This is a genomic window from Natrinema sp. H-ect4 (assembly GCF_041894845.1).
GTDB lineage: Archaea > Halobacteriota > Halobacteria > Halobacteriales > Natrialbaceae > Natrinema.
The window spans coordinates 1-26,553 of the sequence record NZ_JBHDYC010000011.1; the positions used below are offsets into that span (position 1 = coordinate 1).

24 protein-coding genes, 1 tRNA gene and 2 pseudogenes are annotated in these 26,553 nt (G+C 62.1%); 7 read left to right on the forward strand and 20 right to left on the reverse strand.

Annotated elements, in window-relative coordinates:
- The 6 genes and pseudogenes from ACEWFR_RS14835 to ACEWFR_RS14860 form a co-directional block, all read right to left on the reverse strand.
- Positions 1-408, reverse strand: a pseudogene (locus ACEWFR_RS14835) (hypothetical protein); the annotation flags it as partial.
- Entirely contained in the window at positions 398-1,723 is a 1,326-nt protein-coding gene (locus ACEWFR_RS14840; RefSeq protein ID WP_374061789.1) for a signal peptidase I, read from the reverse strand. The pseudogene ACEWFR_RS14835 and the gene ACEWFR_RS14840, both read right to left, overlap by 11 nt.
- 1 nt (position 1,724) lies before the next feature.
- Complete coding sequence (locus tag ACEWFR_RS14845; protein ID WP_374061790.1) at positions 1,725-2,933, reverse strand: hypothetical protein; 1,209 nt, start codon at positions 2,931-2,933, stop codon at positions 1,725-1,727.
- Positions 2,923-3,072 carry a hypothetical protein gene (locus tag ACEWFR_RS14850; RefSeq protein WP_374061791.1) on the reverse strand — a complete coding sequence of 50 codons (150 nt, stop codon included), beginning with the start codon at positions 3,070-3,072 and terminating at the stop codon, positions 2,923-2,925. Before ACEWFR_RS14850 ends, ACEWFR_RS14845 begins: the two co-directional genes overlap by 11 nt.
- Positions 3,073-3,305: 233 nt before the next feature.
- Positions 3,306-4,775 carry a VWA domain-containing protein gene (locus ACEWFR_RS14855; protein WP_374061792.1) on the reverse strand — a complete coding sequence of 490 codons (1,470 nt, stop codon included), beginning with the start codon at positions 4,773-4,775 and terminating at the stop codon, positions 3,306-3,308.
- A 140-nt stretch (positions 4,776-4,915) separates the two neighbouring features.
- The gene (locus ACEWFR_RS14860; protein WP_374061793.1) at positions 4,916-5,728 is read right to left on the reverse strand and encodes a SipW-dependent-type signal peptide-containing protein; all 813 of its coding nucleotides are present in this window, start codon (positions 5,726-5,728) and stop codon (positions 4,916-4,918) included.
- Between the two features lie 401 nt (positions 5,729-6,129).
- Here ACEWFR_RS14860 and ACEWFR_RS14865 point away from each other — a divergent pair, with 401 nt between their 5' ends.
- Positions 6,130-6,669 carry a hypothetical protein gene (locus ACEWFR_RS14865; RefSeq protein WP_374061794.1) on the forward strand — a complete coding sequence of 180 codons (540 nt, stop codon included), beginning with the start codon at positions 6,130-6,132 and terminating at the stop codon, positions 6,667-6,669.
- A 121-nt stretch (positions 6,670-6,790) separates the two neighbouring features.
- Here ACEWFR_RS14865 and ACEWFR_RS14870 read toward each other — a convergent pair whose 3' ends face one another.
- Together ACEWFR_RS14870 and ACEWFR_RS14875 are read right to left on the reverse strand one after the other, a co-directional pair.
- Complete coding sequence (locus ACEWFR_RS14870) at positions 6,791-7,432, reverse strand: hypothetical protein (RefSeq protein ID WP_374061795.1); 642 nt, start codon at positions 7,430-7,432, stop codon at positions 6,791-6,793.
- Between the two features lie 254 nt (positions 7,433-7,686).
- The gene (locus ACEWFR_RS14875; RefSeq protein WP_374061796.1) at positions 7,687-8,508 is read right to left on the reverse strand and encodes a winged helix-turn-helix transcriptional regulator; all 822 of its coding nucleotides are present in this window, start codon (positions 8,506-8,508) and stop codon (positions 7,687-7,689) included.
- 175 nt (positions 8,509-8,683) lie between these two features.
- Here ACEWFR_RS14875 and ACEWFR_RS14880 point away from each other — a divergent pair, with 175 nt between their 5' ends.
- Entirely contained in the window at positions 8,684-9,802 is a 1,119-nt protein-coding gene (locus ACEWFR_RS14880) for a response regulator (protein ID WP_374061797.1), read from the forward strand.
- A gap of 51 nt (positions 9,803-9,853) precedes the next feature.
- Here ACEWFR_RS14880 and ACEWFR_RS14885 read toward each other — a convergent pair whose 3' ends face one another.
- Together ACEWFR_RS14885 and ACEWFR_RS14890 are read right to left on the reverse strand one after the other, a co-directional pair.
- Entirely contained in the window at positions 9,854-11,581 is a 1,728-nt protein-coding gene (locus tag ACEWFR_RS14885) for a histidine kinase N-terminal 7TM domain-containing protein (RefSeq protein WP_374061798.1), read from the reverse strand.
- A gap of 409 nt (positions 11,582-11,990) precedes the next feature.
- Positions 11,991-12,626 (reverse strand): annotated as a pseudogene (locus ACEWFR_RS14890) (IS6 family transposase).
- Between the two features lie 183 nt (positions 12,627-12,809).
- On the opposite strand from ACEWFR_RS14890, the gene ACEWFR_RS14895 reads away from it, so the two are divergent.
- On the forward strand, positions 12,810-13,178 hold the full coding sequence (locus ACEWFR_RS14895) for a hypothetical protein (RefSeq protein ID WP_374061799.1): 369 nt from the start codon (positions 12,810-12,812) through the stop codon (positions 13,176-13,178).
- A 526-nt stretch (positions 13,179-13,704) separates the two neighbouring features.
- On the opposite strand, the gene ACEWFR_RS14900 is transcribed toward ACEWFR_RS14895, so the two are convergent.
- Positions 13,705-13,778 (reverse strand) — tRNA-Val (locus ACEWFR_RS14900).
- Positions 13,779-13,818: 40 nt separating this feature from the next.
- Positions 13,819-14,085 (reverse strand): hypothetical protein, encoded by a 267-nt coding sequence (locus ACEWFR_RS14905; RefSeq protein ID WP_374061800.1) that lies wholly within the window; start codon positions 14,083-14,085, stop codon positions 13,819-13,821.
- A 400-nt stretch (positions 14,086-14,485) separates the two neighbouring features.
- Between ACEWFR_RS14905 and ACEWFR_RS14910 the strand changes: the two genes are divergently transcribed.
- Together ACEWFR_RS14910 and ACEWFR_RS14915 are read left to right on the forward strand one after the other, a co-directional pair.
- Positions 14,486-14,902, forward strand: coding sequence for a DoxX family membrane protein (locus ACEWFR_RS14910; RefSeq protein WP_374061801.1), 417 nt, complete (start codon positions 14,486-14,488; stop codon positions 14,900-14,902).
- Positions 14,903-15,046: 144 nt separating this feature from the next.
- Positions 15,047-15,241 carry a hypothetical protein gene (locus ACEWFR_RS14915; RefSeq protein ID WP_337680965.1) on the forward strand — a complete coding sequence of 65 codons (195 nt, stop codon included), beginning with the start codon at positions 15,047-15,049 and terminating at the stop codon, positions 15,239-15,241.
- 130 nt (positions 15,242-15,371) lie between these two features.
- On the opposite strand, the gene ACEWFR_RS14920 is transcribed toward ACEWFR_RS14915, so the two are convergent.
- Complete coding sequence (locus ACEWFR_RS14920) at positions 15,372-15,905, reverse strand: cob(I)yrinic acid a,c-diamide adenosyltransferase (protein ID WP_374061802.1); 534 nt, start codon at positions 15,903-15,905, stop codon at positions 15,372-15,374.
- Positions 15,906-16,037: 132 nt separating this feature from the next.
- Between ACEWFR_RS14920 and ACEWFR_RS14925 the strand changes: the two genes are divergently transcribed.
- The gene (locus ACEWFR_RS14925) at positions 16,038-16,214 is read left to right on the forward strand and encodes a hypothetical protein (RefSeq protein WP_337680968.1); all 177 of its coding nucleotides are present in this window, start codon (positions 16,038-16,040) and stop codon (positions 16,212-16,214) included.
- Between the two features lie 164 nt (positions 16,215-16,378).
- On the opposite strand, the gene gcvPB is transcribed toward ACEWFR_RS14925, so the two are convergent.
- Together gcvPB and gcvPA are read right to left on the reverse strand one after the other, a co-directional pair.
- Positions 16,379-17,902, reverse strand: coding sequence for an aminomethyl-transferring glycine dehydrogenase subunit GcvPB (gcvPB, locus tag ACEWFR_RS14930; protein ID WP_374061803.1), 1,524 nt, complete (start codon positions 17,900-17,902; stop codon positions 16,379-16,381).
- A complete protein-coding gene (gene gcvPA, locus ACEWFR_RS14935; protein ID WP_374061804.1) occupies positions 17,899-19,236 on the reverse strand; it encodes an aminomethyl-transferring glycine dehydrogenase subunit GcvPA in 1,338 nt (445 codons plus the stop codon). The genes gcvPB and gcvPA overlap by 4 nt, the downstream gene beginning before the upstream one ends.
- Before the next feature lie 205 nt (positions 19,237-19,441).
- On the opposite strand from gcvPA, the gene ACEWFR_RS14940 reads away from it, so the two are divergent.
- A complete protein-coding gene (locus ACEWFR_RS14940) occupies positions 19,442-20,221 on the forward strand; it encodes a DUF2270 domain-containing protein (protein WP_374061805.1) in 780 nt (259 codons plus the stop codon).
- A gap of 24 nt (positions 20,222-20,245) precedes the next feature.
- On the opposite strand, the gene ACEWFR_RS14945 is transcribed toward ACEWFR_RS14940, so the two are convergent.
- The 5 genes from ACEWFR_RS14945 to ACEWFR_RS14965 all read right to left on the reverse strand — a co-directional run bounded on the left by ACEWFR_RS14945 (position 20,246) and on the right by ACEWFR_RS14965 (position 26,489).
- Positions 20,246-21,421, reverse strand: a complete 1,176-nt coding sequence (locus ACEWFR_RS14945; protein WP_374061806.1) for an AI-2E family transporter — start codon at positions 21,419-21,421, stop codon at positions 20,246-20,248.
- Between the two features lie 459 nt (positions 21,422-21,880).
- Positions 21,881-23,218: a hydroxymethylglutaryl-CoA synthase gene (gene hmgB, locus ACEWFR_RS14950; RefSeq protein ID WP_374061807.1), complete on the reverse strand. Its 1,338-nt coding sequence runs from the start codon at positions 23,216-23,218 to the stop codon at positions 21,881-21,883.
- Between the two features lie 78 nt (positions 23,219-23,296).
- Positions 23,297-24,763 carry a hypothetical protein gene (locus tag ACEWFR_RS14955; RefSeq protein WP_374061808.1) on the reverse strand — a complete coding sequence of 489 codons (1,467 nt, stop codon included), beginning with the start codon at positions 24,761-24,763 and terminating at the stop codon, positions 23,297-23,299.
- A 126-nt stretch (positions 24,764-24,889) separates the two neighbouring features.
- On the reverse strand, positions 24,890-25,468 hold the full coding sequence (locus ACEWFR_RS14960) for a DUF2150 family protein (protein WP_098726961.1): 579 nt from the start codon (positions 25,466-25,468) through the stop codon (positions 24,890-24,892).
- Positions 25,469-25,637: 169 nt separating this feature from the next.
- Positions 25,638-26,489: a TatD family hydrolase gene (locus ACEWFR_RS14965; protein WP_374061809.1), complete on the reverse strand. Its 852-nt coding sequence runs from the start codon at positions 26,487-26,489 to the stop codon at positions 25,638-25,640.
- Between the last annotated feature and the right edge of the window lie 64 nt (positions 26,490-26,553).

Genomic DNA, 26,553 nt, shown 5'->3' on the forward strand with positions numbered 1-26,553 from the left:
GTCCGTTTTGGGACTAGTTATTTCAGTCTCGTTTTCGTCGCCGCTGCTTTCGTTGGAGCCGGTCTTCGGGTCGGTTTCGGTGAGAGTCCCGTCACAGGGATTCGGCGTGGTAGCTGCCGCACCGTTCGTCGTTCCGTTCTCGAGGCGTTCGTTATCACCACATCCTGCTGTGACCGTCGAATTGGCCGCACTCTCCGTATCAGCGTCGTGCGGACCGCGGTCATCAGGGGGACCACGAGCGTCACCGTTGGGTGGGCCACCCTCGTACTCGTCGACCGAAACGTTGCCGGCGACGGTGACCTCGAGTTCTTCGGTGTCCGTGAACGCGCCCGTAGTGTAGCCGACGCTCAGAGCGCTGCCGACGAACACGATCGCAACCAGCGTCGCTACCAGCGGCTTACTCGTCATCGGTATCACCGCTGGGACCTCCGTTATCGATCGCATCGCCGCGGACGGCCGTCCCCGTCCCGGGACTCGGTGGGTCAGCCTCCGTCTGTTCCGGAGACCCGGCTCGTGTAACTTCCGCCGGTTCGTCCGGATCGGGCCAGTCGAACGTCGACGGGGACGGTCCGTTCTGTGAGACCGCCTCCGGCGTGGCAGCATCGTGGTCGTCGGGTTCGCCACGAGTCGCATCCGGTTCGACCACACCGTCCGAATCGGACGCGTCCGAATCAGCCGAGGTCGATGGTTCCGAGTCGTTCGATTCAGTCTCGTCCAGTCTCGACCCGTCGGGGAGCCTCGAGCGCGCCGCGAGTGCGAGGACGAGCGTCGTCGTCGAACCGGTGAACACCGTTATTGAGACGACCGCCGGTGCTCCGGTTCGAAGGAAGCTCGTATAGGTCGTCCACCCGCTGTAACCCACGAGAACCGCTAGAACACCGATCGAATACAGCAGGTCCGATTTCGTGACGACGTATCGGTCCGTCGACTGCGACGCCGGTGCCGGATCTGTCGACTGGGTCAGACCGTCACCTTCCGTCACGATCACTCCGCCGTTTCGAGACCCGTCGCTCCCGTTTTCGGCCGGTTCGGCCCTGCCGCCCGACGGGGGATCGACCGACGCTTCTGGGTCGTCCGAGTCGTCGCCCTGACGCTTCGAACGGAGTTCCCAGGCCTCAGAGAGGACGAACGAGACGAGCGGGAGCGCGACGAGCAATCCGAATCCGACCGGCGTGTTGACGAAGGTGATCACGTGACCGATCTCGGGGATCGTAACGGTCACCCGGCCGATAAGCTGGTCAGCGGCAATCGCGGTCTGGTCCGGGTCATCGTTCGCGTCCCCTTTCGTTCGGAACTGCACCTCAGTACCGGAGTCGTCGACCTCGATCACTCGATGGGTCGTGGGACTTTCGCCCTCGGAGCGCTGGTAAGTGATTACGTCTCCCTCTTCGACCGCGTCCGGTTGGACGCCGGCGACGAGGACGACGTCTCCGGGTGAAATCGAGGGTTCCATACTGCCGGAGAGCACGACGAAGCTGTGCTCCGCGCCGGCGACCTGCGGGACGGCGTACGCGACGAACGGCAGAACGAGCGCGATGAGGAGAATCAGACCGACGATTCGCACTGCCCGCCACACCATCGGTCGAAGATCCGCGAGTCCTCGAGGTGTGGTCGGGTCGATCGATTCGTCGTTCTCGGTCGGCTCATCGCTCTCAGTTTCGATTTCGGCCGGCCCGTCGACATCGGACGGCTTCGGTCCATCGGTCGTGTCGTTGTCGTTCATTTCAGTCGCACCTCCCGTCGGCCGCACAGATCGCGACCGTCACGTGGCTGATCGCATGATAGTCGTCCGGGTCGCTCCCCGATTCAGTCCGGTGTTGGGCGAACAGCAGTCCGCCGGTTGCGTCCGTCAGAGCACTTGTCGAGGCCTCGAACGGACCCTCGCTCGAGGGCCTGTACGTTACCGTTCCGGGACCGGGGCCCAACCCTGGACCGCCAGCGACATCGACGCGACAGAGATCGGGCACTGACGCGCCGTCGTCGGAGACGAGTTCGAACGCCATCGCGACCGTCTCGCCGCTTCCTTTCGTTTCGGTGTCCGTCACTCGTAGCTCGTACTCGGCAGTTCCCTCGGTAAACGAGTAGGTGCCCGGTTCGATCGCGTTCTCCCCGATTCCCGGTGGGTCGCCTGCCTCGAGTTCGAGTTTTCCGACATCGAGACAGCATGGACACGAATCGGCGGGCGGGCAGCCGGCTCCCGGCGAAAACGGCGGGGAGGACCGCCCGTCGTGGCGACATTGACTACCGATCGCCGCGAGCGAGACGGTCGCCGACTCATCGCCGACGTAGCCCTGGAGGTCCCACTCGAGGCGGAGGCACACCGGCGCGTCCGGCTGCAAGCAGTCCGTCCCGTCGGATTCGGGAGCCCCGTCGAGGGCGAGCCCCGTCGTGAGATCCTCGAAGACGTCGCGCATGGAGCCGCTCGCCAGGAGGCGAGTCGGCTCACCGGTGTCGCAATCGGCGGACGAAAGCGTGACCGTCGCGACTTCGCCGAGCGTTCCGAACGATTCCGGACACGATCCCCGGAGCCAGATCGCCGCCGGGTTGTTCCCGTCGACTGCCGTGTGAGCCACGCGGAGTCGGATACCACCGCTCCGGTGATCGGCGTCGTACTCGATCGGAATCCGGACCGCTCCGTCGCTGCTACCACTGAGCCCCGTCCTGGCCCCCTCGAGGACGTCCCAGTGGACCTGCAAGTCGAACGCTCCGGCCTCGAGATCGATTCCGGCCCGCTCGGTATCGCCCAGGAACTGCTCCGCGGCGACTCCAGTTCCGATTCCGGTCGCTCCGGCAGCGCCGAGCGCGGAAAGAAGTCGCCTGCGGGAAACGACTCCCCGGTTTCCGGTCCTGTCGGTTCCTCGATCGGCGGCCCCGTCGGTTCCCCGATTGTCGGCTCCGTCGGTATCGGAATCTGACGTTCGTTTATCGGTCATGGGTCTCCGGTCCCCGTCCGTCGCGGTGACTACCGACCGCGTTACGGTTGTTCGAGATCGATTCGGATCGGTCCAGTTTCGTCCCGGTCGGCTGTAGCATCGCCTCGTCGCCGCTCACGAGCAACTCGTCGCCACTCATCGGATCACGTCGTCTCCGCCGTTCGATCATCTCGTACATGGATCCCTTTCCATTGGTTCGGTGTCGCTCTCGTCGGGTCTCTGGGTACCACTACCCGATATGTATGATCCCTATACCGGCGCGTATACCGAGTATACCGACCCATATACCGAATATACCGGCTCGAGACCGGATACAGACCGGTCCGGACACCGACCCCGAACGGCCGCTCATCGAGTGGGTCGCATCGTCAGTCAGTCCGCCGTCGATCCGGCGCCGTCGTTGTGCCGGCACTGCTCGCCGTAGAATCCGACGTCGAACGCGACCGAGTCGGTCTGGACCTCGTTTCCGACGTCGACCGGCAGTTCCCACTCGAGACTGACGCACGTCGTTACGCCCGGTTCGAAGCACGCACGACCCTCGCCGTCGCCGGCCGCGGGTGCGCCCGCTTCGACCTCATTGTACTCCGTTTCCCGGTCGCCATCGAGCGGGATTCCGAGGTCCGTCTCGAGGATTCCCATGAGCTCCGCGAGCGTCCCTTCGAAGATGACTCGCTCGCCGGCGATGGCCTGACCGATCTGACTGAAGGCGTCGATCAGTTCGTCGTCGTCTGCAGCATCGAAGTAGTGGACGTCCCACGGATTGCTTGCCATGGACTGTAACGTCGAGGCGTCCGCCGACCCGAATCCGACGGTGTAAAGTTCAGTGCCGTCGCTTTTCGCGTCGTCCGCAGCGACGACGGGATCGCCGCTCTGGTTGTGTTCTCCGTCGGACATTACGACCATGATCTTGTCGGCACCGCTCCGAGCGTTCGGGCCGTTGTGCAGTTCGTCTTGGGCCTCCTCCACACCGTCCACGATGTGGGTCTGCCCGCCTCCCGACAGCCCGTTAATAGCCGATTGGACGTCGCCGTGGCTGCCGGTCAGTTCCTGATCGAGCGACGCGCTGGTCGAGTAACTGACGAGACCGACGTTCGCATTGCTGCCCAGTTCATCGATGAGTCCGTTCGCCGCGTCCATCATCGCACCCATCGATCCGGACATCGACCCGGACCGGTCCAGGACGAGGACGACGTCGATCTCGCCGCCGTCCGCTCCCTCCCGATCCAGCTCGCAGTCACAGTTCTCGTCGTACCAGACGCGAGTTTCGACGGCGTCGGCGAGGTCGCCGTCGCCCTCGCCGCCGGTGTCGTCGACCGCCGATTCCGGTTCGGTCAACCCGTTGTCGTCGTCTGCCACCAGTTCGCCGTTCATCCAGATGTACCCCGGATTTGAACAGAGGTGGAGGCTCGTCGAGAGGCAGCCGGAGTCTCCGGGTTTGACGTCCTCGAGATGGATCGGTGAGACTTCCTGACCGTTGACCAGCATCTCACGGGCGTCTTCGCCACAGAACCCGTTGTTCAGGACGTACTCGTCCCACTCGTCGATATCGCCGGTGTCGGGCACCTCCTCAAGGAGGTAGGTCCCGGCTTCGCCCTCGAGTTCCGTTGCATCGTCGTACCCCATCTCCCGAATGTCCTCCAGACGGCCCGGGCCGCCGTGGTACGTGGTCTTGTAGTCGAGCAGGAGATCGAGCTCTCCCGATGCGAGACTGTTGTTTCCGAGCATTTCATCGTCGCTAAAGTATGCGGTCGTGCCGAGGCCGACACCGGCTGATGTGACTCCGATTGCGCCGAGTCCGCCCAAGAGCTGGCGCCGCGACAGACCATATTTGTCTTCTTTCATGATTCGTCTCTCCCCGTTAGGGGGAAGCCCACCGGCGGAGTCGAACCGCCGCAACGGCCGATATCGGCCAGAGCAGCCTGCCGGGCAGGCGCTCGGTCCGTCACGTGGGTAAGGTGGTGTGTGATTCGGACGCGGTTCGATCAGCTACTGTACGGGTTGTTCGTGCCGTCGTTGTGACGCGACTGCTCCGCGTAGAAGCTGAATTCGAACTCGACCAGGTCGGTCTGGATCTCGTTGCCGACCCCGACCGGAATCTCCCAGTCGAGGTATATACAGGGGTTATCCGCATCCTCGCCGCCGTCGAACGGTGCTTGTTCCCCGGCTTCGACGCCGTAGATGCCGTCGCCGTCGAGCAACACGCCGCTCGACGCCGCGGCGAGCACCTCGGTGAGCGTTCCCTCGACGATCACGCCGTTGGCCGGATCGTCGCCCTCGTAATAGAGTGTCGCCTCGATGCTGTCGGCGAGTTCGCCGGCACCGTCCGGAGCGCCGGGATCATTGACATCCCCGGCGCTGTCGGTCTGGGGTTCCGGTTCCGTGTACCCGTTCTCGTCGTTGACGGTCAGTTCGCCATTGAGCCACAGGTACGCGGGATTATCGATGATCCGGAAACAGAACTCCGCCCCGCCGCTGTCACCGGGCTTGACGTCGTCGAGCGTGAGCGAGACCGCATCACCCTCCGCGACGTCGTCGCCGTTTTCGTCGACGACCTGCACGTCGCCGTTGATCGTTCCGCTCGTCCCGCCGGAGCCGGCGCTTCCCTGATCGTAGGACAGTTCGTAGTCGACGAGCAAGTCGAGCTCGCCGGCGGAGAGCGTGTTGTCATCGAACGATTCCTCGTCGCTGAAGTACGCGGTCGTGCCAAGGCCGGCCCCCGCGGATGCGACGCCGATCGCGCCGACGCCACCGAGGAGCTGCCGCCTGGACAGCGAGTGTATCTGTTTGTCCGTCATGGTTGGGTTCCCCGCCCGGTGTCCGCGATCGAATCCGCCGATCCGGCCCGGAGGGGCTGGTTTATTCCACAGAGGGACACCCTCTTATCTATGAGTCGGTTCGATACCACTCAACGACCGATTCGGTGCGTTCTCTCTCGAATTCCACGTCTCGAACGGACGATTTTATCGATTGAATCGGTCGTTATCCCGCGTCAGACGGCCTGAGACGGGCGACTGACGACTGCGAAGGAACCGTTCTCGCTTCCGCCGACAGCTGACCGACTCGGTGGGGTATACCCGGTATACTCGAGTACAGGGGAGCAGTCACGACCGGCAACACGGTCCTCCGATCCGGTATATCGCTCATACATACGGATCCCCGATTCACTCTCCCCACTAGCGGGGAGGGATGTCGACAGATGCTATCGAGAACACTCGCAGTTCCGGAACGTGAGATTCATCAGGTGTTGAGCAGCGCGCGCCGTCGCGAAGCGCTCGAGCAACTCAGGGGGGCGGGCGGTTCGATCACGGTGCGCGAACTCTCGGAGCGGGTCGCGTCGGCGGAGTCGGGCACGTCACCGGCCCCGCGAAACGTCCGCGAGAGCGTCTACAACTCGCTCCATCAAACGCACCTCCCGCGACTGGACGAGCTCGGGGTCGTCGAGTACGACGATGATCGAAAGATCGTCACGGCCCGAGACGGGGCGCGTCATATCTCGCTGTACATGGAAGTCGAGACCCCGATCGGCCTCAGCTGGGCCGAATACTACCGGTCGCTCGGCGTCGTCGGTCTCTTCGTCGTCGTTGCGTCCCTGGGGGAGTTGCCCGGCGTGGCGATCGTCGATCCGCTCCTCTGGGGGGTCGCGTTTCTCGTTCTCTTCGGGCTCTCGACGGGCTATCAACTCTGGCAAAAACGCGGGTCGCTACTGCGGGTACTTCGATCGTCAGAGACCCGCTGAAACACTGGCGTGGCCCTCACCGACCGACCGTTGAATCGATCCTCGAGTACCGCAGCCCCGTTCGGAAGGTATCGGGCGTGCAGTGACTGTCACTGGCTACTAGACGAGCGATCCTCGTTCGTCACCGCTCTCGACGCGCGTCGACGGCGTGGGCGCTCGAGACGAGTGCGAAGACGGCCGCGACGAGGAACGCGACGGCGAATCCGGAGCGGGAACCGATCGGTACCAGCCCGGACCAGGCGAGACCGACACCGACCAGACAAAGGGTCGCGACCGCGATGGACACGTCGCTCCACGCGATACCGTCAGCGGCGACCGAGTCGAGATACGTCCCGAACCGTTCGGTCGTCTCCGTCCGTTCGATCAGCCCTCTGTCCCTGTCGTACTCGACAATACCCAGATCGTCCATCTTCTCCAGATGTAACTGGTGGAGGGACGTGTACACTCGCTTTCGCTCCTTGTACGTCACGTCCTGGACCGAGGTGTCGTTCTCGCGAGCGGCGACCGAGGCGGCGAGCTCGCGGATCGGAACCGGCTCGCTCCCGTTTTCGTTCAGATACGTGATCGTGTGTCGACGCCGACGATTGGACAGAATTCCGAACACGTCGTCGACCGGCAGTGTCGGTGATCGCTCCGCCGTATCACTCGATACCATCGACGCGTCTCCGCTCGCCGTTCGATCGTCGGTCGTCGACTCGGTTCGGTCTCCCGATTTCCCGCCCCGAGATCGCTCCGTCACTGGCTCGAGCTGTGATCGTGCCATTTTCCCATTCCCTCGTGACAGTCACACGAATTGAAGCATACTAAACGCAAGCTAACCAGCCCGTAAGCGCCAAGCTGAGTCTGAAGTAAGTTACTTCGCAGAGCATATCGCATCCGATAGTGTATCGAAAAACGCAGTCGACGAATCCGGGCCGAGCACGGGTGGAGAGCCACCAGTGAGACGAACCGATACGAGTGGAACGACCATCACGGAAACCGCCGGCCAGTCGGTTCGTCGAGGGGGACGATCCCGCATCACTCGTCGGCCGCCGACTCGAGAGATTCGAGCCGAGAACGAGCCTCGAGGTACTGCGGATTCGACTCGAGTGTGTCTCGAGAGTACACTGACCGAAACAACGATAGTTTGGCGGTGATCGCCGCCCGTTCGCGCTGTTCGTCGGGTTCGTCGATCCGCGATAATTGCGTCTCGATCGCCTCGAGTGCGGTCTCTCGAACGATCGGTTTCCGGAGCACGTCGTCGCACTCGAGCGCGAAGAGATCGAACGTCGGCCGGTCACCGACGAGAGCGATCGTCCGACAGCGGTTGCCGACCGACTCGATCACGTCGTCGGGAGCCGCTCCCGGAAGTCCAAGTTCGAAGACGACGACGGTCGGTCCGTCTTCGAGCGCGGATTCGAGCGCTCGTCCGTCGGGCGCGCGCACCACCTCGTACTGGTCGCTTAGCCAGTCGCCGTACATGTCCAGAAGCCGCCGGTCACCGTCCGCGATCAGGACCGTCGGCGCGTCCGTCTCGAGGTGGCGCGTCCCCCACTCGGAAAGCGCCGCGAAGATCGGTTCCATCTCTTTGCCAGCGCTCGTGAGTCCGTACTCGACCCGAAGCGGAGACTCGCTGATGACTGTCCGCTCGATCAGCTCCGCCTCGACGAGCGTCTCGAGCGTCTCGGAGAGGACCTTTCCTGAGATGTCGGGGATCACGTCCAGAAGCTCGTTGAATCCGCTGGGACCGTGGTGGGTCAAGGCGACGACGACGACCGGATGCCATTTATTCGAGAGCAGCGACAGGGCGTCGAGTGCCACGCGGGCATCGGCCGAGACATCGACCCGTGGGCGGCCCATGTTTCTCGTTTCACCCCTAGCTATAAAATTGTTGCCTGTGAAAACAGTCACGAAACTCTACATGGTGTCAGTTAATGGTGCGACAACGAAATAGTCGGACATTCGTCAACCGCTTGCGCACACGGACTTCGATCGTCTCGCGGCGGCTCCCCGCTCGAGTCACGCGAACGGGGTTATGACTGCCGGGGACGAACGCGGCGTCGACCTTCTGCTGGTCGAGGACAACCCGGACGACGCCCGGTTCGTCCAGCGGCTAGTGAGCAACTACCAGTCGGAGACCGAACCCCGAGAGACCACGGGGCCGATCGTGATCGACGAACTCGATCACGTCGATCGCCTCGTCGACGGACTCGATCGAGTGCAGCGACGGACGCCCGACGCGATTCTCCTCGATCTCATGCTGCCCGACAGCTCGGGGCTCGAGACGGTCGATCGGATGGTCGAGCGCGCGCCGGCGGTACCGATCGTAGTGCTGACCGGGCACGACGAGACCGAAATCGGCGTCGAGGCGATCCAGCGCGGCGCCGAGGAGTATCTGGTCAAGGGATCGATCACCGCGACGGTGCTGGTTCGCACGCTCCGGTATGCCATCGAACGCAAGCGGAATCAGCGCGAACTCCTCGACCGAAACCATCGGCTCGCACTGTTGAATCGGATCATCAGAACGGACATCCGAAACGACGCGAGCATGATCGTCGGTCGGGGCGACCAGCTTCGGGACCGAGTCGACTCGAGCGACGAAGCGGCCCTCGAGGCGTTGCTCGACGCGGCCGAGCACCTCGTCGAACTCACGGACACGTCCGCGGACCTGATGGACGTCCTGTCGCCGGACGACCTCCAACGCGAGCCACGCGATCTGAACGCGGTGCTTGACGCGGCGGTCACGCGAGTCCGGCGGGAGTCCGACGTCCCAATCACGATCGAACGAACCGACGCCGTTGACGACCCGATGACGGTCTACGGCACGCCGATGCTCGAGTCGGCGTTCACGCACCTCCTGTCGACGGTCGTCGATAGCGCACGCCGGGAGTCGTCACCCGTGAGCGTACGCGTCGACGCGTCGAACGACCGGGTATCGGTGGCAATCGCCGGCGACGGGGTTCGGCTTCCCGACGCTCAGCGCGAACTGCTCGTCAACCCGTCCTCCCGATACGAAGACGGAGCGAGGATGGGGATCGGACTGTATCTCGTTACGACCGTCCTCGAGGACGTCGACGGCGAGATCGCGGTCGAGGACACCTACGCCGCCGGAACGACGGTGACGACGACGTTCGAGCGGGTCCGCCGATCATAGCGACGCCGACCGCTCACGACCGGTCAGGGGCTGGCAATCCGCGAGTCGGCCTCACCACAACTCCCGCGTTCGCGCCTGTTCGCCGTCGGGAATCGTGAACGCGATCTCGGTCCCCTCCCCGGGCTCCGAATCGATGTCGATCGTCCCTCCGTGTTGTTCGACGATTTTCCTGCAGATCGCGAGCCCCATCCCGGTGCCCGATTCGGGGTCGGTGCCAGAGCCCTGCATGAAGAGATCGAAGACCCGATCGAGTTCGTCCGGTTCGATCCCGCTGCCGTCGTCGCGGACGCGGAACCGCCACCCGTCGTCTCGCCGACTCGCCGTCACGCGAATTTCCGGCGATCCGCTATCGGCGTGTGTCAGTGCGTTCTCCAGTAGATTCTGGAACAGTCGCCTGAGCAGGTGTTCGACGCCCGAAACGGTCGGCAGATCCCCGACGACGACGGTCGCGTTTTGTTCCTCGATTTCGAACCGGAGCGTCTCGAGGACCGCCGAGACGACCCGATCGCAGTCGACCGAATCGAAGGCTGTCGCCGACGGCCCGATTCGGGAGTACTGTAACAACCCGGAGATCATCTCCTGCATCCGTCGATTGTTTCGCCGTGCGACCGCGATCAGTTCCTCGCAGTCCTCGTCGGCCGTCTCCTCGAGCGACTCATCGAGCAGGCGAAGGTAGTCTTCCGTCGTTCGTAGTGGTGCCCGAAGATCGTGGGAAATCGCCCCGGTAAACGCCTCGAGTTCGCGTTCCCGCCGCCGTCGTTCGGTGACATCCCTGAGGACGAGTACCCATCCGACGATGTCGTCGTGTTGTCGAAGCGGTTGGGACCGCACGTTGAGATACTCCGTTCGTCCGGAGTCCGAGGAGAACTCGACCGTACGACTCGACGCAGTAGTCACGTCGAGCGCCGGCAGTTCAGCATGGGCCGGTTGGCCGACGATGGACGCAGACAGTCCGAGCAACGAGTACGCGGTCTCGTTCGCGTGAACGATTCGCTCGGCCGAGTCGAGAACGAGGACGCCGTCCGGGGAGCGTTCGACGACAGTCGAGTACGCGATCGGCGGGAGATCCAGGAGTTGGTACCTGAACGTCGCGATTCCGAGGGCGATGGACGAAACTGCTGCCGTGGCGGGCACGAGGTTGACACCGTCGTGGTCGAACGGTGCGACGCCGGCCGAGGTGAGGAAACTCGCGGTCATCGGCGTGACGATGGCGATCGCCAGTAGCGCGGCCTGTGGGAGATAGGAACGGCCGAGACGGACGGCTTGGTGGGCGATAATTCCGAGCGCGAGCAGTGCGAGGGTCAACACGTACACATAACTGAGGACGACGTACGCCGGGCCGTTTTCGGCCCGCCAGACAACTAGCCCGTCGATCTTAACGATCCGCGTTTCGACGATAACGAGATCGTACGGGTTCGTAAAGAGGAGCAGCAGGAACGCGACCGGAACGACGAATAACCCGACGACGACGCGGCGACGCAGCCAGTCCGTTCGATCAGTGTACGCGAGCGCGAACAGGAGGAGCAACGGAGCGATCAACTCGCTTCCAACGTACAGCAGTCTGTACAGTTGAAACTTCACTTCCGGGGTCGTACTCAGGAGTTTAATCGCCGAAAATCCGGTCCAGATAGCCACTGCAACGTTCATCGTCCCGAATATGAGAAGTACTGGGCTGTGGCCGTGCTCACGTCGACTCCTGATCGCGTACGCCCCCAGACCGAGTGAGACAGCGGTCGCGAACAGGATCGGATAGGCGTATATCGTGTGCTGCCACCCCATTACGTGCTGAAACGTTACTCGAGGAATATATAGATACAGGTCGGTTACTGTCCTCTATTCGAACGAGGCGTAGTGAGACAGTGCCTGTGTCTCGAACCGGGTACTCAGATGCGATTTCCGCTTTTCCGTGGGACAGATGGCACCTCGGTGTGGTGTGACCACCGTTGGTTCGGCGATGTTCGCGTCCCGGTATGTCGACACGGCTATCACGCGGGTACCGGTGGCCACCTGAACGATTCCGAGACGGAGGATGGGTGGCCCGGAACGTTGCAGGACCACTGCGAGGAGAGCGGAATTACGTGTTTCACACGGACGAACACTCGGAACTCGAGTTTATCGAGTCAGTCTACGCGCTTTTGAGAAGCGAGCAGGTCGGAGAGCGAGTTTGGACATGCAACTGCAGCATTGTTCAGATTAGCTGGTTCCAGCAGTATGCGTAGCTCTGCAACCATGTTTCAGCGGTGGCTGGATCGGCGTTTCTAAAGCAATTTCCGAACTGAGTGGTACGTCGTTTTATCTCTTTGAATAGATGTTTGACGGCATTCCGATTTCCATATTTTTCGTATCGAAATCGGAGCCCAAGATGATGGAGTGCGGCTTTAAGTCACGGTGCTGAATCGACAAGAAACACGGTATCTTAGATATCGTGTTTCTCTCTCAGTTCACTCAGAAACATCTCCGTAAGTACGGTTGTACGCGTTGGATAGAGCTTAACGTGGAGAAATTCGTTCGTTTCAGGGTCGACAGCAGCATACAGCCAGTAGCGCTGATCGTCGAGTTGGATCACAGTTCCGTCGAGCGCAACGTGATCCCGTTGGCTTCCCGTTGTCGGCTGTAGATTGGCTTTCTGTACCCAATTATGGATCGTCGATCTCGCCCGTTCGTCACCGAATCTCTCTAAGACAGAAACAGTATCCGAAAGTGATAATCTCGACAAATGGAGCTGGATACTCAATCGCATCAGCTCGCGCGGTGTCGCTTCTCGCTCCACAAAATCTAATTGAATGCCGCTACTAGCGCCGTTGAGGCGGCTGAATTCGGGCATGGACACCTAGAATTTTGACCGCCTCGCTTTTCAGACCTTATTTGAACAGCGCCTGGAATTCAGCCCAAAGGCTCTTATCAGAGGTGGTGTTAGTTACCGAACATATCTGATATGCCCTCTCGTCGCACTATTCTCAGCCTGATAGCGGTGAGTGGAATCGGAGGGATTGCCGGGTGTAGCGATGTGATTAGCGCAGAGAAACCCGCGCACACTGTGAGTGTCTATTTGCATAATCGAAATGCTGTCCGTGATGTCACCGTCACGATCAAAGAGGATGATGGAGCGGTTGTGTTCGAACGAGATTACTCCCTTTCCGACGACAATGAAGCTCATGAGGACGCAACGTTCCCTGAGGCAACCGATCCACATACCGTCGTCGTGACTGTCGATGGAAAACAGTTCGAACAGCCGTGGCCGGAATTCAATGACCCGACCAATCAGTGTTCTAAAGGGAACTGGAAAGGTATCGAAGTCTGGATTAAAGGTGATCCGGGGGAATCCCCGACTATTCTGTTAACGGGAAATTGCCAACATGTTACGCTTGAGGGATGACGATATCTATCAAAAGAGTAAACACCATTTCTGAACGGAGTTCTATACATATCGTGTATTGATCACTTCCGTTCATAACAAACATCGTAGCGGATCTGCTTCTTTAAGTTCGATAAGGCGGCAGCCGCTAACGCACTCTGCGACTATCCAATGAAACAGGGAACGGTTCTATGACCTATAGTAGCCACTGAAAGTCACTGCACACCTGCTCGCACGACTGCGTTGCGATCAGTGTGTAAATCGTTTCAGTGGCTACTATAGAGCACGTCCTTCTGAGCGAACCGTATCCCGTCACTGGGTTCGGGCAAAAAGAAGTGCTGACTGCATGAAATTGAATCCACTTTTAACAGAAAATCGCTAGACAACTCGGCTACACTGTCCTTCAAAACCAGTGAGAAGTTTGATGGGTTGGGGCGGATTTGAACCACGAGGACTCGCTTCGCTCGCCCTCTGGGCTCAAATCCGTCCGTTACAATTTTTCCGACGCGGACTCGTCACTACGCTCCTCGTCGATGCGTCGGAAAAATGGGTTGGGGCGGATTTGAACCGCCGACTTCCTCCGTGTGAAGGAGGTATCATAACCAACTAGATCACCAACCCGCACGAGGGAATTCCCGTGCGTTTGACTTAAGGCTTCCTTTCAGCGGTCGTCCGTAACCGCCCTCGAGCGGCCCACGCGATTACGCGCGGAATCGAGCGCTGCGAAACCCCTCGTCTTAGCTCGTCGCTCGAGGCCGGTCACGTCCTCGCGGACCCGGTCGATGCGGCCGGGTTCCGGGTCGCGCTCTTGGCCGAGCAACGATCGGACCCGATCCGAGACCTCGTCCGTCTGCTCCATTACGCCGAGTTGAGCGTGCTCGGCGGCTCGTCGCAGGTAGTACAGGCTGTCGTGGAAGTGTTTGTTCATGTGATTCTCTCCCATAGAAAGGCCGGACAAGAATATAGTTCTTTCGCGGGCAACAAAATTCGAGCGTGCGGTACAACAGCGTCGTGACAGGACCTCGAGCCGGTGAGTGAAGTGACCCGGGTTCACGAACGGCTACCGTGGTTGTCCGCTCGAGCCCGAGCGCTCGAAGCGGATGGGATCTCGGGCTCGAGCAGCCCATGTCGCACGGCAGCATTCGACGACCCAGATCCTACGATAACGGGCGTTTCACCCGGTAACGCTTCCGTTAGCGAGACTATATCGGGTTCGGATACGAACCAGCTAACGTAATGAAACTACTATCGCGACTCGAGGCGCAGACCCGACTGCAGCGGAGTTACTCACGACCATCGACGTCCTCGCGGACGGCGGTGAGTCGCTGATGGCGTTCGAGAGCGGCATCGGCGCGGCGCTCCTGCTCGCCGGACGACTCCTGTTCGGTGGTCTCCTCGTGTACCAGGGACTCAATCACTTCGTGGCGACGGAGATGCTGTCCGGCTACGCGCAGTCGAAGGGGGTTCCCGCGGCCGGGTTCGGCGTCGTCGCGTCGGGCGTGATACTGGTTCTCGGCGGGCTCGGCATCGTCTTCGGCGTCTATCCAGTCGTCGCCGCGGGGATGCTGGCCGTATTCTTCCTCGTCGTGACGCCGTTCATGCACGACTTCTGGGCGGTGCCCGAGGACCAACGGCAAGGCGAGATGACCCACTTCCTCAAGAACGTCGAACTGCTGGGCGCGTCCCTGATCATGCTGGTCATCGCCGGCGAGACGTGGGGCCATGCGTTGAATATCGGTCTGTAACCCGTCCGGACAAACGAAGTCGTCTCTGCGGCCAGTAGAGAGAGCGTATTGACCGAAACCCAGTCCGCGCGCCGTGTCGACCGGCGACGAAATCCAATCTGTTTTGGAGGGCAGTTCAAGCAGTCGGTCGTCAACTAGTGGAGTATGGCAACGAACGAGACGGCCTCTGGCTCCCGAGAGCGGAAACAGTTCCTCGTGGAATGCAACGGCTGTGGATACGAGCAATCGGCAGACGGCCGCGACGAAGCGACGCGAATCGGAACCGACCACCGACGAGAGACGGGACACGATCTCGTCGCTATCGAATTACCGCCGATGACCGAAACCGAGCGCTCGTAGTTCCACGCCGTTCGGGGCCAGACGCGGTCCGCGATGAGACGATACTGATCGAGCCGATATCGAGTACCAGAGCCGTCGTCTCGAAAATAGCTGCCACGGAAATCAAAGCCGATTTTCTGACCGGTTGCATCTAGTAGTCCGGCGCGTCTTCCGGTTCACCGTTGCGAGCGTTAACCACTCGAGCGAACGTGAACAGGCCGTCCGAGAGCCGGTTGAGGTACTGGACCGCATCCTCGTTGATCTCCTCCTCGCCGGCGAGCGCGACCGCCCGCCGCTCCGCTCGTCGACAGACCGTGCGAGCGTGGTGCAGCGCCGCCCCGTGTTCACTACCGGTCGGGAGGATGAACGAGGTCAAGGGCTCGAGTTCATCGTCGTACTCGTCGATCCAGTCCTCGACGGTCTCGACGTGATCGGGACGGATCGCGGGGTCGTCCTCGTCCGGATCGGGATTCGCGAAGTCCGCCTGAACGACGTGGAGGTGGTTCTGGATCGCCGCCAGCCGATCGTCGATATCGTCGTGGTCGGTCGGTCGGATCGTCCCGAGCAGGGCGTTGAGTTCGTCGACGGTCCCGTAGGCCTCGATGCGGGCGCTGGATTTCGAGACGCGAGTCATGTCTCGAAGGTCCGTCTGCCCGTCGTCGCCGCGACCGGTGTAGATCGACATGGCTGAACCGACGGAGGGATCGCACTTAACTTCCCTGTCACTCGACGCGCCGCGAGTCGTGTCCACTCCGGAGATTCGATTCAGGCCTCGAAAATCAGTACGTTAAACTCGCTTCGCTCTCTAGGGTCACGTATGGCTCTGGAACTCGTACACGAGTGTCCCGATTGTGGGGGCGAGAAGACGTTCTACCGCGCCGCCAGCACGATGCTCCACCTCGGTGAGAAGGTCAAGTGGCACTGCCCTGACTGCGACTACGGATTCGTCCGGATCGGCGACAACGGAACAGCCGTGGACTCGAGTACGGCATAGAGTCGATCCCGAAACCAACCGCCTCTGCTCGCGTTTTCTGCGGAGACGTCTGCTGATCCCCCTCCCGTCGACGAAACGGCGACCGAATCCACAGACCGTACCGACGGGGCGGTGACTCGATCGAAACCGTACGACAGAACGAAGACCGCGAACCGATCGATCGCTTAGGAGTCGTCCGAAAGCGCCTGCCACGACAGTCGCGGGTTCCGCGCGGCGCTCGTCTGGTCGATTCGACGGGCAGTAGTGCGTTCCGGCGCGGCCTCGAGCGTCGAATCGTCCTCGCCGGCGACTCCGTTGAACGCGGCGGCGAGCCGATCGAGGGTGTCCTTGCTCTCGATTTCGGTCGGTTCGGTCATCAGGGCCTCGGGGACGATCTCGGGCCACTTGGTCGTCGGCGGATGGACGCCGTAGTCGAGCATCCGCTTCGCGACGTCGGCGGCGTCCTGTTCGCCGGCGCTGGCGACGAACTCGTGGTGGAACGGGCCGTAGGGGATGTCGTACTCGATCCGTTCTGCGAGGTAGTTCGCGTTGAGCACCGCGGAGGCGCTCGCGTCTGCCAGTCCCTCGTCGCCGAGGCGGGCGATGTAGGCGAACGTCTTGAGGAGCACCAGCCAGTTGCCGTCGAACCCGTGGACCTTGCCGATCGTGTGGTCGGGATCGAACCGCTCGTAGACCGGATCCCCCTCGTTCGAGCCCTCGTCGCGCTCGCGGACGCGCGGCGCGGGCAAGAACGGGGCGAGTTCGTCGACGACGCCGACTGGACCAGCACCCGGCCCGCCGCCGCCGTGGGGCGTCGCGAACGTCTTGTGGACGTTGTAGTGCATCACGTCGAAACCCATATCGCCCGGCCGAGCGCGCCCGAGCAGGGCGTTCAGGTTTGCCCCGTCGTAGTAGAGCAGGCCGCCGACGTCGTGGACCATCGCCGCGATTTCGGTGATGTCGCGCTCGAACAGCCCGAGCGTGTTCGGGTTAGTCAGCATGAGCGCCGCGGTGTGCTCGGAGAGGGCGGCCTCGAGCGCCTCGAGGTCGACCCGTCCCTCGTCGTCGCTGGGCAGGGAGACGACGTCGTAGCCACCGAGCGCAGCACTGGCGAAGTTGGTCCCGTGGGCGCTCTCTGGGATGATGACCTCGTCCCGATGCCCCTCGTCGTTGTGTTCGTGGTACGCCGCAGCGACGCGGATTCCGACGAACTCGCCGGCCGCGCCGGCGGGCGGCTGGAGCGTCACCGCGTCCATCCCGCCGATCCGACCGAGGTAGTCCTGCAGCCGATAGAGGAGTTCGAGCGTCCCCTGGACGGACCCTTCGGCCCGATCCGGGTGGACTGCGGCAGACGGAAGCGCGGCCACGTCCTCGGTAAACTTCGGGTTGTACTTCATCGTGCACGACCCCAGCGGGTAGGGCCCGCTATCGATCCCGTAGATCATCTGCGAGAGCCGCGTGTAGTGGCGCGCCAGTTCGGGTTCGGAGAGTTCGGGCAACTCGAGCGAGTCCCGCGTCAGGTCGTCGGGAAGCGGTGAGCCGATGTCTTCGCTACCGGCGCCGTTGCCGTCGTCCCCACTGGCGCCGATCTCGACCCGCGTCTGATCCTTCTCGGAGAGCAGCGGTTCGTACTCGCCGTTTTTGACGTATCGGGCCTGGTCGTAGCGCGACTGTGCGGCGTCGCGGTCGTCGGATCCGTCGTCGCTCATCGTGCCACCTCCTCGAGGGCCTCGACGAATCGATCGATCCGGTCGTCGGAAACGCCGGCGATACAGAGCTGAATCTCGTGGTCACCGAGGACGTGAACCGCAAAGCCGAGTCGCTCGAGGTCCTCGGCGACGGCCCGTGCGGGCTGGTCGACGCGGGCGACGAACTCCCGGACGTGGTGGCGGTCGTGGACCGGCGCTTTGACGCCGACGATGTCGTCGAGGCGCTCCGCGAGGTCCCGGGCCCGGATGACATCGCGTTTCGCGAGATCGACCATCCCGGTCGACCCGAGAACGGCGGCGTGCATCGCAGTTCGAAGCGCGACCCAGGCCTGGTTCGTACAGATATTGCTCGTCGCGCGTTCCCGGCGGATGTGCTGTTCGCGAGTCTGGAGGGTGAGCGTGAACGCCCGGCGGTCGGTCGCGTCCTCGCTGACACCGACCAGTCGGCCGGGAACCTGGCGCAGGTACTCCTCGCGCGTCGCGAAGAGACCGAGTCCCATTCCGTAACTCGTCGGGAGACCGAGCACGCTCGCGTCGCCGACGACGACGTCGGCACCGATGTCGACGGGCCGCTCGAGCAGGGACAGCGCGATCGGATCCGAGCCGAGCGTGTAGAGCGCGTCGTTGTCGTCAGCGAGGTTGCCGACCGCCGCGAGGTGCTCCTCGATCGTCCCGCGCACGGTCGGATTCTCGGCGTAGATCATCACGACCTCCTCGTCGACGGTCGCCTCGAGCCCCGCGAAGTCGACGTTCCCGTCGTCGATTGGATACTCCTCGACGACGAGATCGGTCCCAGCCACGTAGTTCTCGAGCGTGCTCCGCCGTTCCGCCCGCAGGAGTTCGGGAACGAGCACGCGGTGGCCCGTCGTATCGCGGACGCGGTCGGCCAGCGTGGCGGCTTCGCCGAGCGCCGTCGCCGCGTCGTAGATCGAGCAGTTCGCGATCGCGAGGCCGGTCAGTTCGACCAGCAGCGACTGGTACTCGAACAGGGCCTGCAGGAACCCCTGGGAGATCTCCGGCTGGTACTGCGTGTACGACGTGAGAAACTCGGAGCGGTCCGCGAGGTGGTCGACCAGCGACGGAATGTAGTAGCCGTAGTGGCCGCGTCCGAGCAGTTCGGTCACGTCGTCGTTGCGATCCAGGATAGATCGAACCAGTCGTCGCGTTTCCCGTTCCGTGCGCGCGTCGATGCCGAATTGGTCCTCGAACGCGACGTCGGCCGGAATGTCGAAGAGGTCTTCGACGCTTCCCGCACCGACCGCCTCGAGCATCGCCGCGCGGTCCTCGTTCGTGTGGGGAGCGTACGGACTCCCCGTGGCGTGTGATCCGTGCATGATTAGCGGTGGTCCCGATCGATCGCTCCGGTCTGCCCCCACCCGCGTCGATTGCGTCGTTCGATCCGAGACACGATACACGTCTCTAGCGGGCACGGGGTTATGAACACACTCGTTTCGGACTGACGGGCCGGTCGTCACCGTCTCTTCCACCCTGCAGGCGCTACACGGACCACTATAGCAGACGCCAGTGTCGGAGGGGCGCATGGTCGACGCAGGCGATGAGACACGTGCGGACGACAGTGAGACTCGAGACGGGGAACTCGAGGGAGACGGTGGGGAGGACCGGGACGCTCGAGACGGCCCGCTCGATCGCGGCGATCAGGAGATCGGTGCGACGGCCGCGGCCGACACCGACTCACTGCTCGGCGTGCTCCCTCACTTCTATCGCGGAGAGGTCAGCCAGGCCAACAGCGCGCAGGACCGAATCGATCGGACGACCGACTGGGCGATCACGCTCCTGGCCGCGTTGCTCTCGATCGTCTTCTCGAGCCGGAACATGCCCGCCTTCTTGCTCCTGATCGGGATGTTCGTCCTCTCGATTTTCCTGTTCTACGAAGTCCGGCGCTACCGGTTTTACGACCACTGGCGCGCCCGCGTCCGGTTCATTCAGGAGAACGTGTTCGCGAACGCCCTCGAACCCGTCGGCGTGGAACATCCGGCCTGGCGCGAGGAACTGAGCGACGATCTTCGGCATCCGACGTTCAAGGTATCGACTCGAGAGGCCCTCTCTCGGCGTATTCGTCGCGTGTACGGGCTCCTGTTCACGGTGGCCGGGGTCGGCTGGCTGTTCAAAGTCACGATGTTTACCCCTGAGCAACAGTGGACGGAAGCCGCCGAGTTACCGGGGATTCACGGTACGGTCGTGGCGGCAGTCCTCGGTCTCTTTTTTGTGACCGTAATCGCACTCGGGCTGTGGCCTGGGGGGCGGGAGGCGAAAGGAGAGATTCACGGCGCAAAACCCGGCGAGTGGAAGAACGAGTAACGGCGTCAGCTGTGGTACGTTCGATTACGAGTCGGAACGCAAGTCGTCGTCCGGGTCGGCCGCTGGCTCGATATCTCCGCCCTCGTCCGACTCGATCGCGGATTCTGGTTCGCCGGCCGGTTCCGCGGGGCCAGCGTCTATTCCCTCACCTTCAGTGATGGCTCCCGCGATTGGCTGATCGGTGTGCGATCGAGCGAAGCAATCGAGGGTGAGTTTCGCGCCCCCGAGGACGACCGGGCCGATGAACAGCCCGACGGCACCGAAGGCGATGAGGCCGCCGAAAATCCCCACGACGACGATAGCGGAGTTGAAGGCGCTGGTCCGGCCGATCAGCGCGGGGCGCAGATACGAATCCGAGAAGGTGACAAGCAGCCCGTACACGGTCATCGCCGCGCCAGCGGTCGGCCGCCCCATCGCGACCAGGTAGGCCGCCGCCGGAATCCAGATTCCGAACGCGCCGACGAGCGGGAGCAGCGTCAGAACGAACGTCGCGACGGTGAGGAAAACGACGGCGGGGACGCCGGCGATCGCTAGCCCGACCCCGAGCATCACCGCCTGAATCGCCGCGACGGCGACGTTCCCGACGACCGAGGCCCACATCAGCCGATCCAGCCCCGTGCTGAGTTCGTCCAAAATCTCGTTGTCGATCGGCAACACCCACTGGAACCACGCGACGAGTCGCTCCCCGTCCCGCAACAGTGCGAAGAGAACGAACAGCGTGACGGTCAGACCGATGAACATACTCGGCAAACTACCGACGAGACCGATCGCCCCCGACGTGGCTTCCTGGATGGCGGTCGCGATTCGACCCTGATTCGACTCGTACAGGTCCACGAGATCGACGGCATAGCCATTGGTCTCGAGCACTCCCTCGACCGTCTCGACGTCGATCTCGCCTTGCCTGATCGAGCGGACCAGCCCGAGCGACTGTCGAACCGCGACGGAAATGACGTAGACGAGCGGGATCAACACGACGAGTAACGTGGTGATCACCACCGTGATCGCCGCGAACGTGGGTCTGATGTACTGCTCGAGGCGTTGCTGGACGGGCAGCAGAATGTACGCGAGAACGACGCCAAACAAGACGTACTGGAGATACGGGAGGAGAACGAACAGTGCGAGGAGACCGCTCAACAGTGCGAACACGGTCAATCCGGGCTGCTCGACGATCCAGTCCGGTGGCTCGGGGCTGTCTGGCATGTCCGGGTATGCAATACCCCTATAAATTAGTCCACTGATACGATTTGCGACCAGTTTGATTTCCAAGAACTCTGGAACAATTCACAGACTCTCCTCACACCCCTAACGAATACTCAGTTCAACAACCTCTTTTACCGGGATCCTCCCTCGTTCGTTTCACTCACTCGGTCGAACCCCGGCAAAACCCGTTGATGCTGTCAGAACGCAACGCGTTCTGACTGCTAATCAGAACCGCTTTGCGATTCTGATGATGCCAAAAGACCGCCGTCACGGGGTTTCACCCCGATCCGGCGGTGTCGTTCGAAAGCGCTCAGCGCGCTTTCGTGACTGAGCGGAGCAAAGCTCCGCGAGGTCCGCGAAACCTTCGGTTTCGATTGATGCCGAGAGAGCGATGCTCTCTCGTAGCAAACCGCTCGCTTCGCTCGCGGATGCTCGGTCCTCTCCGCAGCGTTCCATTCGCTACTCTACGTATCGGTACTTCCGCTCGCCCATGCGGCCCCAGCCGTCGAAGACGAACTCCTCGGCGGGCGTCGTGAACTCCTCGACGTCGACGTCCATCTCGTGATTGTGGGCGTCGTGGATCTCCTCGTAGTCATCCCACGACATCTCGTAGCGATCCGCGAGCTGTTCGTCGACGTTCAGGGCGTCGATCTCTTCGGCCCACCCCTCTCGAATCGTCTCGGAGTGGATCTCCGCCTGTGCACCGCTGCCGTAGGAGCCGATGAGCATCTTTTCGCCGGTCATCTCCCGGCCCTGCTCGCGAGCGTGTTTGAGCGCACTCGCGCGGGCGACGTGGACGGAGCCCGTGTACCAGTTGCCGACCTCGCGGGCGATGGTCAGCGTCGGATCGATCGTCGTGTCGTACCACTCCGCGTAGCGGTCGGTGTCTTTGAGGAGGTCCATGTACTCCCGGAGCGCATCGTGGTACTCCTCGTCGGAGTCGAATGCCTCGGGTCGGGGCTGCCGACCGATTTCCTCGGCCAGTTCGTCTTCGATTTCCGTGTTCCGGGTGATGTGGCGGAACGCGAGCAACGCCGCCTTCCGGACCATCCCTGGGAACGGCGTGTGGAACGGCGCGTAGACGAAGTCCTCCTCGTGGACCTCGCCCGCGACGCTCTCGTAGTCCTCGAGGGCCTCGCGCATCCGTGCGAGGTAGACCTGCACGGAGCGTTTGCCGTCGACGGACGGGAACTGCTGGTTCGGCTTGAGGAAGTCCGTCTCGTCGGCCGAGCCATAGCCCTGCTCGGCGGAGAGTTCGACGAGGTTCGGGTCCTCGCTGATGAGCATCGCGACGGCGCCGGCCCCCTGGGTCGCCTCGCCGTCGTCGCCGCGCGCGTAGAGTGCGGTGTCGGTCGCGATGACCAGCGCCGAGCGACCGCGATTGCGGCCCGCGCGGATCCAGTTGTAGGCGTCGTCCAGACTCTGGGTCCCCGCGATACAGGCGAACTTCCGCTCGCCCTTGTTCGCGTGGTGGAAGTCGTCGTCGTACACCTGCTCGAGGCAGCCAGCGACGTACGTCGAAACCGGCTTCGAGTTGTCGAAGGCGCTCTCGGTCGCGACGTCGATTCGACCGATATCGGCCGGCTCGAGTCCTTTCCGCTGCATCAGTCGGTGAGCGGCGTTCGCCCCCATCGTGACGATGTCCTCGTAGCTATCGGGGAACGAACTCGCGTTGAGCCCGAGCCCTTTCGTGTACTTTTCCGGGTCTTCGCCCTTCTCCGGGGCGAACGTGCCGGGGAGGTCCAGTTTGAGGTTCCCGGTCCAGATCTCGACGGCGTCGATGCCGACTGCAGTCATGTCTCGTCAATACAGGTGATGATACAAGGTATTGTCGTTCGGTGTTTCGACGATCGTCGATTCGAATACGGAAGGGAATTAGCCATTCCACGGTACTGTGCGCGAGTCTCGGGTTGTCCCTCCGGAATCACGCAATTTAACCTCAACTTCATTGACCTGATTACCACCGCTGATGGTATACGTTCCACTGCTAGCAGTAACAGTTGTGCTATCACGGATACCACTATCCTTCCTGCTGGTAATAACCATATCAGCCCCCGAGTCTGTCGTGTCTACATCGACCATAACATCGATATCGTTACCACCTCCTGAAGAGAGTGACACTGAGCGAATGTCGTACGTCTCAGCAGTCGCATCACGGGATATCTCGAGTTCAATCGAATCACTGTCACTGCCGCTTGAGGTGTACACGGTGACTGTGTCACCGTTGTTTGCGTCCGGATATATTTGAAATCTCGTCGTATTCGTCCCGTCGTTCGCAGTGGTTCCGGTGTATCTCGAGAGGGAGCCTACAGTATGATCACTTACTGCATAATCGACGCTGGCATTGACAGCAGTTCCGCTTGTTTCCATCGTCAACGTTGTATCGGCCGTGACGACACAGGACTCAGAATTGCAATTATCGCCGTTGGCACCCGGCTCCGACGATGGGTCCTTCCAGTCGACGATATAGGCCGGGCCGCTCGTCGGATCGCTGGTTCTATCCTGAACGTTGAAGGAATCATCCTCGGAAGCAGTCGCATCCCCGACACCGATCCGTGCCATCTGGAGTTCGTACTCCGAGTCGGCTGCGAGTTCGACAGTCAACGCTCCGCCAGAGTAGTCCGTAACTTTCGCCTTCGCCTGGCCGGAGTCCGACCCGAACTTGGTGCCGATTGTCTCGTTCCATGCGGTCGGCGACGCCGTCGGAACCGTGATTGTGATATTGTCACCATCATCTCGAAGATCGATCGGATCAGTCGGGCCACTTATCACTCTGGTATCAACGGTCGTCGCGCCGCTCGAGGACGTCGACAGGTTGCCTTCGACGAGGACGATAGTGATCCTGTCACCGTCGATCAGCGGTTGCTCGGTGAGCGCGACCGTGGCGTCACTAAAATCGTTAAACGCGAAGCCATGCTCTAGTCGAGTCGTCGGTGCATTGCGGTACTCGTTGTACGACGGGTCGTAGCGGAGCGTCCGAGTCTCGTGGTCCGTCCCCAGAAGTGCACCCGCATCCCCAGTGTACGATCCCTCGAACTCGGCGTTGTCGATACGGACGGTTCCGGTCTCACTCGTCCGAAGTGTTCCTGTTGGATCCGATGGGTTCGTCAGAAAAGTACGGGTCGGATAGTTGGTACCGAGCGTGACCGACACCGACTCCGAACCGCCGGTCGTACCGACGTTTCGAATTGCGTTTCGCAGCTCTTGCATCTCGCCGTGGACTTGCTTGTTATGCTCGCTCTCGATCGCCTGATTCTCGGCGGGAACGGTGTTGACCTGATAGAGCGCGAGCGCAGCGAAAATAATAGCAAGCAGCAACACCGCCCCTATCTGGACGGTCACTGCACGCTCGTCTCTCCGCAATGACATAGCCGAGGATAGTCGTGATAACGTAAACGTCTGGTGGCTACGGAACGGCGAACTCACCGCCCAAAACAAACGTATCGCCCGAGCGGCCGCGCGGACTCGTTACTCGTCTTCTTCGACGACTTCCGGATCGCTCATCGCGCTCTGGAGGCTGTCGAGGCCGTTGATCCACTCCGTGACCAGTCCGTACTCGAGGTCCTCGGCGACGGTCATGTCGAGCTCGTTGCCGTCGATGATGAGCGTCCCGGCCTGGGCCGCATAGCCGAGTGCGGCGTCGAGATCCTCTTCGGCCTCGGCGTCGGCCGCGGCGCCGAGGTAGTCGCTGACGCTGCCCTCGTCGGCAGGTCCGTTGGCGACATACTCCTCGGCCGCGAAGAAGACACAGACCAGACTCGTCTGGACGCCGTCGACGAGGATCAGCTTCTCTTCGTCCTCGATATCGACCTCGCTGAGAACGATCTCGCGGACGTCCGCGATCTCTTCGAGCGCATCCTCCTGGTCGAGTTCGTCGTCGTCGTAGGCAGCGACAATCTTCGCGATCGCGATTGCCGTGTCGTCCTGCAGATTGAGCAGGAGCCGCGCCGACGATTCGTCTTCCGGATCGATCTCTTCGTCGTTGATTCGACCGATCCAGTTCTGCCAGCGTTCCTCCGAGTAGAACTCGGTCGGGGGATTGCTCATACAGACACCTACACCGGCCGCTTGAAATGCCTTTCTCTACACTAGCCGCCGTGAGTGACTGTTTAGTGAGACCGAACGAATACACAATACCCGACTACGACCGACCTAGTGGCCCAGATACGGCGCTTCCTGCTGTTAGTTCCCCGAACAGTCGAACCGTAATCAGCAATTACTCCGTTCGCTCGAGCGTCGCTTCCGTGTCGATCCCGTAGACTCGCTTTGGCGTCTCGACGTGGGCGATCCGAACCGCGGTATCGTGACCGTTCTCGAGCAACCACCGAACCCGCCGTGGGACCGTCTTGGGTCCGAGCACCGCTCCCGGCCGATCCGGATCGTCGATGTAGTCGGTTTCCATCAGGAACGGCTCGCCGCGCTCGGCCGCGGTCTCGAGGCGATCCTTCTCGCTCATCACGCTCGGTGTGGGCCCCTCGAGGCGGCCGCCTGCGTAGTGTTTCACGACGCGGTGGGCCGGCATGCCGGCGGCTTCGGCCCACTCCGCGACAGTTGTCAGATCCTCGCTGGCCTCGGTGTGGAGCTGGACGGCACACTCGAGGTCGGCCCCGTGGTCGAACGCGCGGCGCATGACTGCGTTCGAGGCGTCCCAGACGTCGTCGTCGACCTCGTAGTGTGGCCGGCCGGATTTCAGCGCCAGCGCGTCGCCCGACTCGACGTACTCGGCCGCGACATCGATTCCGGCCCGCATGAGGTCGCGGGCGTCCTCGGGCGCGAACCCGCGGTCGTCGACCAGCCGCGAAACGAGACCGGGGTGGACGCCGAGGACGGGCCACGCTCGGCCCTCGAGTTCGCTCGAGGACTCATCGACGATTTCGACGGTACGCTCGAAGACCTCGCGGAAGTCCTCGCCGGTCTCGGCCTCGACGCCGAGGTGCCAGGAGGGTTTGTTCACCACGAGCAGGTGGGTGCCGCCGACGCGGGCGAAGTCACGAACGGCGTCGATGCCTCGGTGACTGTCGGGATCGAGGTGGAGGTGGTCGTCCAGCACCGGCGTCTCGTCGATCATACCTGCTAGTGAGCGCTCCGCGCTCGAAAAGTCACTGATTTCCGAGTCATTTCGACGGACGATG

Coding starts and splice junctions, on each gene's coding strand:
- ACEWFR_RS14845 (WP_374061790.1), bottom strand. CDS start 2,933: ATGACCGATAAACGAACGTCAGATTCCGATACCGACGGAGCCGACAAT.
- gcvPB (WP_374061803.1), bottom strand. CDS start 17,902: ATGAGCGACGACGGATCCGACGACCGCGACGCCGCACAGTCGCGCTAC.
- ACEWFR_RS14850 (WP_374061791.1), bottom strand. CDS start 3,072: ATGAGTGGCGACGAGTTGCTCGTGAGCGGCGACGAGGCGATGCTACAG.
- ACEWFR_RS14960 (WP_098726961.1), bottom strand. CDS start 25,468: ATGAGCAATCCCCCGACCGAGTTCTACTCGGAGGAACGCTGGCAGAAC.
- ACEWFR_RS14915 (WP_337680965.1), top strand. CDS start 15,047: ATGGCAACGAACGAGACGGCCTCTGGCTCCCGAGAGCGGAAACAGTTC.
- ACEWFR_RS14925 (WP_337680968.1), top strand. CDS start 16,038: ATGGCTCTGGAACTCGTACACGAGTGTCCCGATTGTGGGGGCGAGAAG.
- ACEWFR_RS14855 (WP_374061792.1), bottom strand. CDS start 4,775: ATGAAAGAAGACAAATATGGTCTGTCGCGGCGCCAGCTCTTGGGCGGA.
- ACEWFR_RS14840 (WP_374061789.1), bottom strand. CDS start 1,723: ATGAACGACAACGACACGACCGATGGACCGAAGCCGTCCGATGTCGAC.
- ACEWFR_RS14870 (WP_374061795.1), bottom strand. CDS start 7,432: ATGGCACGATCACAGCTCGAGCCAGTGACGGAGCGATCTCGGGGCGGG.
- ACEWFR_RS14945 (WP_374061806.1), bottom strand. CDS start 21,421: ATGCCAGACAGCCCCGAGCCACCGGACTGGATCGTCGAGCAGCCCGGA.
- ACEWFR_RS14885 (WP_374061798.1), bottom strand. CDS start 11,581: ATGGGGTGGCAGCACACGATATACGCCTATCCGATCCTGTTCGCGACC.
- ACEWFR_RS14875 (WP_374061796.1), bottom strand. CDS start 8,508: ATGGGCCGCCCACGGGTCGATGTCTCGGCCGATGCCCGCGTGGCACTC.
- ACEWFR_RS14910 (WP_374061801.1), top strand. CDS start 14,486: ATGGCGTTCGAGAGCGGCATCGGCGCGGCGCTCCTGCTCGCCGGACGA.
- ACEWFR_RS14920 (WP_374061802.1), bottom strand. CDS start 15,905: ATGTCGATCTACACCGGTCGCGGCGACGACGGGCAGACGGACCTTCGA.
- hmgB (WP_374061807.1), bottom strand. CDS start 23,218: ATGACTGCAGTCGGCATCGACGCCGTCGAGATCTGGACCGGGAACCTC.
- ACEWFR_RS14880 (WP_374061797.1), top strand. CDS start 8,684: ATGACTGCCGGGGACGAACGCGGCGTCGACCTTCTGCTGGTCGAGGAC.
- gcvPA (WP_374061804.1), bottom strand. CDS start 19,236: ATGCACGGATCACACGCCACGGGGAGTCCGTACGCTCCCCACACGAAC.
- ACEWFR_RS14905 (WP_374061800.1), bottom strand. CDS start 14,085: ATGAACAAACACTTCCACGACAGCCTGTACTACCTGCGACGAGCCGCC.
- ACEWFR_RS14940 (WP_374061805.1), top strand. CDS start 19,442: ATGGTCGACGCAGGCGATGAGACACGTGCGGACGACAGTGAGACTCGA.
- ACEWFR_RS14860 (WP_374061793.1), bottom strand. CDS start 5,728: ATGACGGACAAACAGATACACTCGCTGTCCAGGCGGCAGCTCCTCGGT.
- ACEWFR_RS14865 (WP_374061794.1), top strand. CDS start 6,130: ATGCTATCGAGAACACTCGCAGTTCCGGAACGTGAGATTCATCAGGTG.
- ACEWFR_RS14965 (WP_374061809.1), bottom strand. CDS start 26,489: ATGATCGACGAGACGCCGGTGCTGGACGACCACCTCCACCTCGATCCC.